Raw genomic sequence first — 11945 nt, 5'->3', positions numbered from 1 at the left:
CAATTTATATTTTTCTAACAATAAAAGCCGCCAATGGCGGCTTTAATCATGTTTTCCATATGCTTCAATAATTCGTGCGACAAGAGGATGGCGGACAACATCGCTTTGTTCAAGCCGAATGAATTCGATGCCCTTTACTCCATCTAATATTTCTTCAGCAGCAAATAAACCTGATTTTGCTCCTTTAGGTAAATCAACTTGGGTTTTGTCTCCAGTTATGACCATTTTTGATCCAAAGCCTAGCCGAGTCAGGAACATTTTCATTTGCGCGTGGGTTGTGTTCTGGGCTTCATCAAGAATGACAAACGCCTCATCAAGCGTCCTGCCCCTCATATAGGCAAGTGGGGCTATTTCAATTGTTCCCCGCTCTATTAGCCGCAATGTGTGTTCCATACCCAGTACATCATGCAGCGCATCATACAGTGGCCTCAAATATGGATCCACCTTTTCCTTCAGATCACCCGGCAGGAAACCAAGGCTCTCCCCAGCTTCAACAGCCGGCCTTGTCAAAATGATTTTATTGGCAGTACCATTCTTTAACGCAGCAACAGCCATAACAACGGCCAGGTAGGTTTTTCCCGTCCCTGCTGGACCGATTCCAAAAACAAGGTCATTTTTTCTCATGGCATTGATATAATAACGCTGCCCAATTGTTTTTACTCTTATTGACTTGCCTTTGGCATTCTTGGCTATTTCCTCATCATAGAGATGTTCGAAGTAATCAAGCGTCCCTTTTCTTGCCAATTCAACGGCATAGAGCACATCTCTTTGGTTTATGCCAATTCCTTTTCTTATGACACCAACAAGCTTTTCCAATACCGCGGCTGCCATCCCAGCATTTTCTTCGGTTCCTGTGACATGTATCGATTCACCACGGGAAACGATCGATACATTTAATTCCTGTTCAATCATCTTCAGGTTTGCATCCGAATTGCCAAAAAGCATCACGGCTTCATTAGGATTATCTAGTTGTAGTTGGAAATTTTTAAGGTTTTCTGTCATTCATGAGTCTCCTTGGATAATGGGTTGTCCTATCGCAATATTTTCCACTACTGTGTATAGGATTGACAGTCTTACTTTACCATTCGCAATTGACTGATGTAAAACTTTTTCCCCTTTTATAATAGCATCTTCATCAATTCGCTTTTTTATTTCCTTTTCAGCCCTATCTAATGCATTATTCAATGCCTCTTCCCTTGAATAGACCCTTTTGACCTCTTCACGCTCACGAATTGTCTTGTTCACATAGGAGACAGGCAATTCCCACTTTAAAAATTTGATAGGGGTTTCTGTAGCCTCCGTCTCAAAATCCTTAAATTCTGCTTTTCCAAATCCCCAAACAGGCAGGTTAAAATCCCCGAAACGGAGATAATGCTTCTGCTTTTCCTTGCCATTATAAACCTGGAATGTAGTATTGAGCGGAAGTTCTACATATGCTTTATACAATGTTTCTCCCCAAACCTCGCCAATCGAGGAAACCGGCTCCTGTTGACCCTCTCTGCCATATAAACCTGAAACCAGCAGCTGGCCAGGAACGACACGGTCATTCACTTCAAAAAGCCTTTGGCCCTTCTCAATAAAATAATTCACAATGATTGCTTCTTTTTTTGCAACAAGGTGTCGGGGTGAATAATACTCTGGTTCCTCAGGTTCATTTTTTTCAACAACCCGAAGCTGATAGGTTGTCCCGTGTAATTCAACTCCCACCCAGGTTATTGCACCTACCCGGTCTGTCAATTTCCGTTGAATCGCCTCTACGTTATCAAGAGCAAACTGTGCCCGTCCAATTTTTACCCCCATCTTGTCCAACTCTTTACGAATCTGATGTTCGGTTTCTGGCTGTGCACCTTTTATTTCTATACCCCAAACCATATTGGATAACAACATCACGAGAAATAAAAAAAGAAGGCCGCCTATCAAGAACCCAGAATTTTTCAGTAATCTTTTAAAGAGAAAAGGAAATCCTCCTTTCCTCACAAAGGTTATCTTACATTCCCTGTTTCTCGAATGCTTTCGTAATTCGAGGGCATCCTGGAGCCTGATTGTAAAAAGTATGATATCGGGACCTTTCCGTTTGACATCCCAAATCTGAATACCGTTTCTAATCAAAGAATTTACATAGCGCTCCAAGCCTTTTCCTGTCAACTTTACAGTAACCTTCCCAGTAAAAAACTCTGTCCACTGATTCTTCATAGTCAACCCCCGGCCTCTTCATTTATATAAACAACCTGATCAATTTTTCCTTCAAGGAGGATTTCTTCTGGCAGGATTGTTTTAATCACAAATGCCTTTCCTTTTATTAAGAGCTGTCCTTTTTTTAGCATCAGCCTTAATTCACGGTCAGTGAAAGAAAGGAGTCCCCTGTGATTTTCTATATAAATATGGATTTGGCCAATCATTGTAATTCTCGGCAAATCCATGATGACATCCTGGGGTAGATCCATTCTTGCTGCAATCCAGTTCCGCATTCGCTGGCTCAACTTTTTCGGCATAAAAAAGAACCCCCTCTCACATCATTTTTATGAAATGAAAAGGGATTCTAGCACATGTTTTTCCTTTTTATAGACTAGCATGGCCTTTTGCACGCAAGCAAAAGCTTATCTCCTGTAGTGAGGGCGCTTTGAACGAGGCGGACCAAGAATTTCGGCCCAAACCACTGCATCTGCCAGATTTTTTTCGGAAACCGAAATCATTTGGTCCTCTTCTGTCTTATCTTGAACCGGTTCTGCACTGACCCGGGACGCTTTTACAGGGGCTTTATCAGCTATTTTTAAAGGCTCGGCAGGTTTAGGCTGTGGAACAGCAGTCTTTTTTGTTGTACGACGTTCAATTTCCTTTAAGCTCTTCGGAATATCAGCCCTGGATACCTCTTTGTAGACCTCCTGAAATTCCTTCTTGAGCTCCGGGAGAGACCGTCGTCTTTTCTCGTTTGGATTTTCTTTAGCTTTTCCAAAAAAAGTTGATATTGCCGCGATGATGATAAAGAGAATAATTGTTTCCAAAGCCAGCCTCCTTCCTGATTCGGCCGGAATACCCCTTCACGCTTAAAAAAGGGTGGGTTTACTGGCCATCTTTCTTGTCATTTCCCATTTTGCCAATCGATCCTCGCATGTCAGTATCAGCCGAAATGTTTTTAAAGTTCATATAATCCATTACGCCGATATTCCCTGACTTTAAAGCCTGGGCCATTGCAAGCGGCACCTCTGCCTCAGCCTGGACAACCATGGCTCTCATTTCCTGGACACGGGCTTTCATTTCCTGCTCGGTCGCTACAGCCATTGCACGACGCTCTTCGGCTTTAGCCTGGGCGATTTTCTTGTCTGCTTCTGCTTGCTCAGTTTGAAGTTCCGCACCAATGTTTTTACCGATATCAACATCGGCAATATCAATCGATAGAATTTCAAAAGCCGTTCCGGCATCAAGGCCTTTAGATAGAACTGTTTGGGAAATCATATCTGGATTTTCAAGTACTTTGCTATGGTTTTCCGAAGAACCAATGGTAGACACGACACCTTCACCTACCCTGGCGACGATTGTCTCCTCACCGGCACCCCCAACAAGGCGGTCGATATTGGCACGAACGGTAATCCTTGCCTTAGCCTTAACCTCAATACCATTCATCGCTACACCTGCAATAAATGGAGTTTCAATAACTTTTGGGTTTACACTCATCTGAACCGCTTCAAGTACATCACGGCCTGCTAGATCGATGGCGGCACAACGTTCGAAACTAAGTTCAATATTAGCACGGTGCGCAGCAATCAGTGCATTGACAACACGGTCCACGTTCCCTCCAGCCAAGTAGTGGCTTTCAAGCTGGTTCGTCGACACATCAAGACCAGCTTTATGTGCCTTGATTAGTGGATTGATGACTCTGTGCGGAGTTACCCGGCGGAGCCTCATTCCAATAAGAGTGAATATGCTGACCCTGACACCAGCTGCCAGCGCCGAAATCCAAAGCATGACTGGTACAAAGGACAACAGTATTCCTAAAAGGATTAACCCTACTGCCACTATAACAACTAAAAATATAGCTTCATTCATTCATTTTACCTCCTCATTTGATGCTTTCTCTGACTACAACACGTGGTCCTTCAACTTCAATCACCTTTACAGTTGCTCCTTTTGCTATAAAAGAACCCTCTGTTACAACATCGACACGCTCGTTATTAAAAACAGCTGTTCCGGATGGACGGAGCACTGTAAGGGCCGTTCCTTCACTTCCCAGCAAATCGGTCCTGTTGATATTCGATACATATCCATCTTCTTTTCTCGCAGTATCAAACAATACCATTGAATTGAAAAGGGCCATTTTTTTGTGGAAGACTTTGACAAGCAAAATAAAAAATACGATTGAGAAAAAAATAGAGATAACGAGTGAAACACCCATTTGAAAAGTATTTTCACCCGCAAGGAACAGACTTCCCACCAAAGCGGCTATCCCTAGTGTTCCCGCAATTGCTCCTGGTAAAAAAAATTCCAAAAAAATAAGGACAATACCAGCAATAAATAATGCAAGTGTGCCAAAACCGGCAAGGCCGGCAATAAAATGGCCATAAAAGAATAGCAGCAATGCGGTTAGGCCAACGAGTCCCGGAAGCCCGAACCGTGGTGAAAAAAGCTCCATTACCATTGCCATACCAGCAATGGTCAATAGGATTGTAACAACAACAGGATCCGTTATAAATTCAGCCATAGCAATCCTCCTTTAGATGTTTTAGATCCTTCCTTTTAGTATGTACGCCTTAATTGCCCTTAAGTTTCATTTTTTGGCAAAATTAGAGCAGGTTTCCTTTATAGTTTAACACAACAATAGGCCATTCTTCCTAAATGAATAAAAAAAGGACTGACGGGAAAATTTCTCACCTAAAGTAAAAACCGCAGGCTTATCGCCTGCGGCCGTTGATGTCAGTTGAATTATGAAAGGTGTTGTTGCACAAGTTTATTAACAAGCGACCCGTCCGCCTTGCCTTTTACCTTTGGCATGATGGCAGCCATCACTTTTCCCATATCAGCTTTGGAAGTTGCACCGACCTCGGCAATAGTCTCCCTTACAATACCCGCAACTTCTTCTTCAGAGAGCTGCTGTGGCATATAAAGCTCAACGACTTCGATTTCCTGGCGCAATTTTTCAACAAGGTCTGCGCGACCTGCTTTATCAAACTCATGAAGGGAGTCTTTACGTTGTTTCATTTCGCGAGAAAGGACAGTGAGCTCTTCCTCTTCCGATAGGTCCTTGCCAAGCTTGATCGCTTCATTCTGCAAGGAAGCCTTAATCATCCGAATGACAGTGAGCTTGTCTTTGTCTTTACTTTTCATCGCTAGTTTCATATCAGTATTTAAATGTTCGAGAAGACTCAGGATAGTCCACCCTCTCTTAATTAAAACTTACGTTTCCTTGCTGCTTCAGACTTCTTCTTACGCTTAACACTTGGTTTTTCGTAGAATTCGCGCTTTCTTGCTTCTTGGATAGTACCTGACTTAGATACAGTACGTTTAAAGCGTCGAAGAGCATCTTCAAGCGATTCGTTTTTACGAACGACGGTTTTAGACATTAACTTTCCCTCCCTCCGAACACAACACACTCACATCAAACATGGAAATCCATGTACTTTGCCATTATAATACAACCTTCCTATGAGGTCAACTGTAATTACTATGAGACTGCCCCCATTTCGGTATATTTTATACAATCTTAGGCTTTTCAGTTTGAATAAATTGAAGTTACAGTCATGTTGCTTGGGGACAGGCCATAAACTGTTACAGGGAGTGGATGTTATGAAATATAGTTTTTTATTTATTCTTTGCATTGGTTTATTTGTTTTGGGAATGACAGTCATTAGGGTTGGCATGTTTAACCTTTCTGGAAAAAAATTAAAGGGATTCCTTGAGACACTTACCAGTACCCCTCTTAAGGGGATGCTCACGGGAACCTTTATTACGGCGATTTTACAAAGCAGTTCAACGGTGATGGTTTTAACAATTGGATTGATTTCTGCCCGGATTATGACCTTTCCCCAATCAATAGGGATCATTTTAGGTACTAATATTGGCACTACCTTTAAAACTGAACTCATTACCTATAATATCGGTGGGTACCTGCTGCCATTCGCAGTCGTGGGCGGAGTTTTATTTTTCACTAGAAAAGAAGCATTAAAAAGCATTGGTATGGTATTAATCGGCATTTCTGCTGTTTTTACGGCAATGAAAGGATTTGAAGCATTGGCAATTCCAATGACTTCTGTTAAGGCCATTAACAGTCTTCTCCTATCCTTAAATGAAAATGTTATGGCCGGCATTGCTATCGGCGCTTTAATGACTGCAATCATCCAGTCAAGTACAGCAATGACCGGGATTGCTATGGGTTTTTTAACTTCTGGAATATTGGGGCTCGAGGCAGGAATTGCAATCGTTCTTGGCGCCAATATCGGGACATGCATTACGGCACTTATTGCCTCGATTGGCGGAGGAGAGGAAGCGAGGCTTTCAGCATTCACCCATGTTTGGCTGAATGTACTTGGTGTACTCCTTTTCATCCCGCTTATCACGCCGCTGGCTGAAATCGGCCCTAAAATGGCATCTGCACCAGATTCACAGCTGGCTCACATCTCTGTCATTTTTAATGTTGCCGTTTCCCTTGCCGCCCTTCCTGTTGCCGAACGCTTCGGAAGGATGATTGTTTATCTTCATGGGAGCAAACAATAGAGCGTACAAAAGCACAAGCGGGCCTCGTGGCAGGCATGGATCTCTGAGGAGCTCTCCTTGCTTCCCTGCGGTAATTATTCTTAGAAGCATTCCATAATGGTAGGAAGAGTTTCGATTGAGTAGAGAAAATCTTACGTTAGCGTTCATTTGGACGCGGTTTCTCTGTTACCTTTGCATACTCGGGCAGCTCACTTCGGGCACTGATAAGTTACTGCATTATTTTTTGAAAAATCCCTTGTGGAAGTGGATAGTGAAGGTTAAACATATGAAAAAGCGGGAGGGGTTGAATCAAGGGAGAGGGCAAATTACTATTTGGAAGAAGCCAAAAGCCTTGGCTTAAAAATTGGCCTCGCATCGAGTTTAGGTTTCCTATGTTACCTTTTCATACCTCGGAAGCTGGGTTTGGGCACATAGAAGCTTTCTATGTTACCTTTTCATACCTCAGAAGCTGCATTCGGGCACATAGAAGCTTTCTATGTTACCTTTTTATACCCCGGAAGCTGCGTTCGGGCACATAGAAGCTTTCTATGTTACCTTTCCACATCTCGGAAGCTGCGTTTGGGCACATAGAAGCTTTCTATGTTACCTTTTCATACCTCAGAAGCTGCGTTCGGGCACATAGAAGCTATGCAAACTCGGGAGCTCACTTCGGCACTGATAAAGCTTCTTTTAAAATGCAGAGGAATGTAAGCTTCCAATAAAAATGGGATCCATCCATAAGGACAGATCCCTCTCATGTTACTTATACAACTGCTTCCGTTAATTCGGCCGCACCATCTTCAATGACACGTACAAATTGTCCTTCATTGAATGGATAGCCAGCCTTCGTGATTTTCACTTTGACAATTTTACGAATCATTTCCTCATTGCCAGGGAAAACAACTTTAAGATAATTATCTGTATACCCGACAAATAGTCCTGGTACCTCCGATTCCTTATATTCCTCTTCAGGAATGACTTCTAATACTTCATTCTCAAATTGAGAAGCATACTCCTTTGCAAGCTGGTCCGATAGGGCAATCAACTTATGAACACGCTCGTTTTTCACATCTTCGTCAACCTGATCTTCCATTCGCGCTGCTGGAGTGCCGGTACGCTTGGAATAAGGGAAAACATGGAGTTCAGAGAACTTATGCTTTTTAATAAAGTTGTAAGTATCCATAAACTCTTCTTCTGTCTCACCAGGAAATCCGACAATTACATCGGAAGTAACTGCTAGACCAGGAAGGGCTTCCTTCAGGCGGTCAAGGCGTTCTCCGAAAAATTCCATTGTATATTTCCGGCGCATCCGTTTTAGGACTGTATCTGACCCAGATTGGATTGGGATATGCAGATGGCGGACAATCAAATTTGAATCATTAATAACCTGGATTACTTCATCAGTAATCTGGCTTGCCTCAATGGAGGAGATACGAAGACGCTTAAGTCCTTTAACTTCAGCCTCCAGGTCACGAAGAAGGGCAGCAAGGTTGTAGTCCTTCAAATCTTCACCGTAGCCTCCAGTGTGGATGCCGGTGAGGACAATTTCCTTGTAGCCTGCATCAACGAGCTGCTGTGCCTGGCGAATGACTTCCTGCGGATCACGGGATCTCATTAGCCCGCGTGCCCAAGGGATAATACAGAAGGTACAGAAATTATTGCAGCCTTCCTGTATTTTTAAGGATGCTCTCGTTCTGTCAGTAAATGCCGGTACATCCAATTCCTCATATACCCGGTTCTTCATGATGTTGCGGACACCATTGATTGGCTGGCGCTCTTCTTTATATTGAGCAATATAGTCAAGCATTTTTACCCGATCCTGTGTGCCAACAACAATATCAACCCCTGGAATGGCCATGATTTCAGCGGGGGAAGTCTGTGCGTAGCACCCTGTTACACAAATGACTGCATCAGGGTTCTTACGAATAGCACGGCGGATGACCTGACGGCTTTTCTTATCGCCAGTGTTCGTTACCGTACATGTATTAATAATATAAACGTCCGAGGTTGATTCAAACTCAACCCTGTCGTAGCCTTCCTGTTTAAACAATTGCCAAATTGCTTCTGTTTCATAGTGGTTCACCTTGCATCCAAGAGTATGAAACGCGACTGTAGGCATCGTATTCTCACCTCATTAATTCTAAATGGTAGGATACTGCAGCCAGGGCATATAACGGCGCAGTCTCCGTCCTTAATATTCTCGGGCCAAGCCCGCAAAGCGTAAAGCCATGTTCCATTAAGAGTTGTACTTCCCCTTCAGAAAGCCCTCCTTCAGGACCAAACACAAACAGAATGGAATCTCCTGGTTTCGTTTCATTTAGAGTTGCCGAGAGCCTGGATGTTTCCCCAGACCGGCTTTCCTCTTCATATGCACATAGCAGGAAATCGTAGTTCTTGCTTTCTACAAGCAAGTCTTTAAAACTCATAGGGATAGTAACGTCAGGCAAAACATCACGATGGGATTGCTCTGCTGCTTCCTTAGCTATCTTTTGCCAACGCTCCGTTTTCTTGCCCTGCTTTTTTTCATCCAGTTTAACGACAGAGCGCGAGGCAGCGAATGGAATAAAACGATAGGCGCCCATTTCAGTCCCTTTTTGGATAATCCATTCCAGCTTGTCTCCTTTAGGGAGGCCACTGGCAATAGTAACCTTTACAGGGAGTTCAGAGGTTCCATCATTCCATTTTACAACGTCTGCCACGACTGTTTCACCGGTAATTTCTGCAATTTCGCAAACTGCACTTCTGCCAGCGGACGCAGCACAGATAATTTTATCACCCTGCACCATCCTCATGACTTTTACAATGTGATGGAAGTCGTCCCCCTTGATAAAAAAGCGGCCATTATCGAGTTGATCCACGAAATAACGCTGCACAAAACGCACCTCTCTTTAAGCATTGTTTCTATTTTACTAAAAGTTTTCTCTAAAGTCACTTCAGTGATGTTGTTTTTTAATAGTAAGCCTTCAAAATAGGGAGTATTTTCAATCCTGAAGTATAAAAAGTTATCCCGATTTAGATATTTCTATGGTCTACCACTCTAAAAACGTATAAAGGGAGCTTTTTAATTTACTAAAGGAAAAAGGCATCCGTCTATTTAAACGGACGCCAAGCTATCAATTTTAATTCCTTTTGGCAATAATTGCAACCCAGTCTTCCATCACAATCGTTTCAGAAATGGTAAAACCAGCATGAATCAAAGCTTCCTTAACCTGGTCCTTCTTGGGCTGGATGATACCTGAGGCAATAAATGTACCGCCAGGCTTTACTACACGAGCAACATCATCGGTAAATCGAAGAATGACTTCAGCAAGAATATTGGCGACGATTACATCAGCAGAGGTATCTTCAATCCCATCAAGAAGGTTGTTCCTTGCAACTGTAACCCTATCCTGGACCTTGTTCAGCTTAATATTCAGCCTCGCTGATTTGACCGCGACTTCATCAAGGTCATAAGCGTTCACTGAATTTGCACCAAGCAAAGCAGCTGCAATACTTAACACACCCGAACCCGTGCCAACATCAATAACATGGTCACCTTGCTGGACTGTTCTCTCAAGGGCCTGGATGCACATGACCGTCGTAGGATGTGTCCCAGTGCCAAAAGCCATACCGGGGTCCAGTTCAATAATCAGTTCATCACTAGAGACAGGAGTGTACTCCTCCCAGGTAGGAACAACTGTGAACCGTTCTGAAATTTTTACTGGATTATAATACTTTTTCCAGGCGGTTGCCCATTCCTCTTCGTTCACCTCGGAAATGGTCACTTGATTCAAACCGATATCAATGTCATGAATGATCAGGTTATTAATCGAGTCTTTAATAGCCTCGACTGTTTCTCCAAGGAAGCTGTTCACTGGAAGATATGCCTTTACAATGACTCCTTCTTCAGGGTAATCCAGTGGGTTCAGTTGATAGATTTCCCCAAACTGGTCTTCTCTTTCCTTTACCAGCTCTAACGGATCTTCTATAACAACACCACTTGCCCCCGCCTCATGAAGGATATTTGAAATTGGCTCGACCGCCTCATTCGCTGTATGGATGCTGATTTCAGACCATTTCATCACGATTGCCCCGCTCTCAATCGCCTTTAAAGGCGCGTTTTACTTTTGAAAAAAAACCTTCTTCATGTTCACCCAGCGGCGCACTTCCACTGATTTCAGCAAACTCACGAAGGAGCTGCTTTTGCTTGTCAGTTAGCTTGGTAGGCGTAACAATCTGGACGATAACATGCTGGTCCCCTGTACCATATCCTCGGACGTTCGGAATTCCTTTCCCGCGCAGGCGGAATTTCGTACCCGTCTGTGTTCCTGATGGAACCTTTAACTTAACCTTCCCATGAAGGGTTGGTACTTCTATTTCATCTCCCAGAGATGCCTGGACGAATGTTATTGGCATTTCACAGTATACATCATCCCCATCACGTTCAAAGAACTCATGAGGCCGCACATGGAAAACGACGTAAAGATCACCAGGAGGCCCTCCATTAATACCGGCTTCTCCCTGCCCTGACATCCTTAACTGCTGACCATCATCAATGCCGGCTGGGATCTTAACATGTATCTTTTTGCGCTTCCTGACTTTTCCTTCACCGCCGCAAGTAGTACATTTTTGTTTGATTTCCTTGCCTGTTCCATTACAGACATGGCAAACCCTGCGGTTAACAATTCTGCCGAAAGGAGTATTTTGCTCAACATTCAGCTGTCCCGTGCCGTGGCAATGCTTACAGGTTTCCGGATGAGTACCTGGTTTCGCACCAGAGCCATGGCATGTGCCACACGTCTCGTCACGAGGAATTTCAATATCAGTTTCCTTTCCGAACGCCGCTTCTTCAAAGGAGACTGTCATTGTGTACTGCAGGTCTGCACCCTGCCTAGGCGCATTTGGGTCACGCCTTCTGGTTGCCCCGCCGCCAAAGAACGTATTGAAGATATCTTCAAACCCGCCAAAACCGCCGCCAAAATCTGCGCCGCCGCCAAATCCCTGGTTCGGATCTGTGTGGCCAAACTGGTCATAGTGCGCGCGCTTTTGGTCGTCGCTTAGCGTTTCATAAGCTTCTTTTACTTCCTTAAACTTCTCGTCCGCATCCGGCTCCTGGTTAACGTCAGGATGAAGTTTTTTGGACAGTTTTCGGTAAGCTTTTTTAATCTCATCCTTGGAGGCTCCTTTGCCCAAGCCAAGGACTTCATAGTAATCCCTCTTGCTCATTAAAACCACTCCCGAAATATCACATAAAGATAATTGTACCATCCAGGCGGATGCTA

13 protein-coding genes are annotated in these 11945 nt (G+C 43.7%); 1 reads left to right on the top strand and 12 read right to left on the bottom strand.

Translation table 11 applies throughout. The features are described 5' to 3' along the window. Positions 1–42: 42 nt before the first annotated feature. The 8 genes from AM500_RS08980 to rpsU all read right to left on the bottom strand — a co-directional run bounded on the left by AM500_RS08980 (position 43) and on the right by rpsU (position 5555). Entirely contained in the window at positions 43–1002 is a 960-nt protein-coding gene (locus AM500_RS08980; protein ID WP_053598908.1) for a PhoH family protein, read from the bottom strand. After that, positions 1003–2193, bottom strand: a complete 1191-nt coding sequence (yqfD, locus tag AM500_RS08975; protein WP_053598907.1) for a sporulation protein YqfD — start codon at positions 2191–2193, stop codon at positions 1003–1005. 2 nt (positions 2194–2195) lie between these two features. Beyond that, complete coding sequence (yqfC, locus tag AM500_RS08970; protein ID WP_053598906.1) at positions 2196–2492, bottom strand: sporulation protein YqfC; 297 nt, start codon at positions 2490–2492, stop codon at positions 2196–2198. A gap of 105 nt (positions 2493–2597) precedes the next feature. Continuing rightward, positions 2598–3002: a hypothetical protein gene (locus AM500_RS08965; protein WP_053598905.1), complete on the bottom strand. Its 405-nt coding sequence runs from the start codon at positions 3000–3002 to the stop codon at positions 2598–2600. Positions 3003–3060: 58 nt separating this feature from the next. Continuing rightward, entirely contained in the window at positions 3061–4044 is a 984-nt protein-coding gene (gene floA, locus AM500_RS08960) for a flotillin-like protein FloA (RefSeq protein ID WP_043933923.1), read from the bottom strand. Positions 4045–4057: 13 nt separating this feature from the next. Then, a complete protein-coding gene (locus AM500_RS08955; protein WP_053598904.1) occupies positions 4058–4696 on the bottom strand; it encodes an NfeD family protein in 639 nt (212 codons plus the stop codon). 221 nt (positions 4697–4917) lie between these two features. Beyond that, the gene (locus AM500_RS08950; RefSeq protein ID WP_043933924.1) at positions 4918–5361 is read right to left on the bottom strand and encodes a GatB/YqeY domain-containing protein; all 444 of its coding nucleotides are present in this window, start codon (positions 5359–5361) and stop codon (positions 4918–4920) included. Positions 5362–5381: 20 nt separating this feature from the next. Beyond that, positions 5382–5555, bottom strand: coding sequence for a 30S ribosomal protein S21 (rpsU, locus tag AM500_RS08945; RefSeq protein ID WP_015595024.1), 174 nt, complete (start codon positions 5553–5555; stop codon positions 5382–5384). Positions 5556–5778: 223 nt separating this feature from the next. On the opposite strand from rpsU, the gene AM500_RS08940 reads away from it, so the two are divergent. After that, the gene (locus AM500_RS08940) at positions 5779–6705 is read left to right on the top strand and encodes a Na/Pi symporter (RefSeq protein WP_053598903.1); all 927 of its coding nucleotides are present in this window, start codon (positions 5779–5781) and stop codon (positions 6703–6705) included. Positions 6706–7447: 742 nt separating this feature from the next. On the opposite strand, the gene mtaB is transcribed toward AM500_RS08940, so the two are convergent. From mtaB to dnaJ, 4 genes are all read right to left on the bottom strand, one after another. Further along, positions 7448–8803: a tRNA (N(6)-L-threonylcarbamoyladenosine(37)-C(2))-methylthiotransferase MtaB gene (mtaB, locus tag AM500_RS08930; protein WP_053598901.1), complete on the bottom strand. Its 1356-nt coding sequence runs from the start codon at positions 8801–8803 to the stop codon at positions 7448–7450. 7 nt (positions 8804–8810) lie between these two features. After that, positions 8811–9557, bottom strand: coding sequence for a 16S rRNA (uracil(1498)-N(3))-methyltransferase (locus tag AM500_RS08925; protein ID WP_053598900.1), 747 nt, complete (start codon positions 9555–9557; stop codon positions 8811–8813). A 246-nt stretch (positions 9558–9803) separates the two neighbouring features. Then, entirely contained in the window at positions 9804–10745 is a 942-nt protein-coding gene (gene prmA / locus AM500_RS08920) for a 50S ribosomal protein L11 methyltransferase (protein WP_053598899.1), read from the bottom strand. Positions 10746–10761: 16 nt separating this feature from the next. Beyond that, positions 10762–11889, bottom strand: a complete 1128-nt coding sequence (dnaJ, locus tag AM500_RS08915; protein ID WP_053598898.1) for a molecular chaperone DnaJ — start codon at positions 11887–11889, stop codon at positions 10762–10764. Between the last annotated feature and the right edge of the window lie 56 nt (positions 11890–11945).

It is taken from the genome of Bacillus sp. FJAT-18017, assembly GCF_001278805.1.
Lineage (GTDB): Bacteria > Bacillota > Bacilli > Bacillales > Cytobacillaceae > Bacillus_D.
The sequence above is the reverse complement of the archived record's forward strand: the minus strand, read 5'-3'. Positions and strand labels throughout refer to the sequence as shown.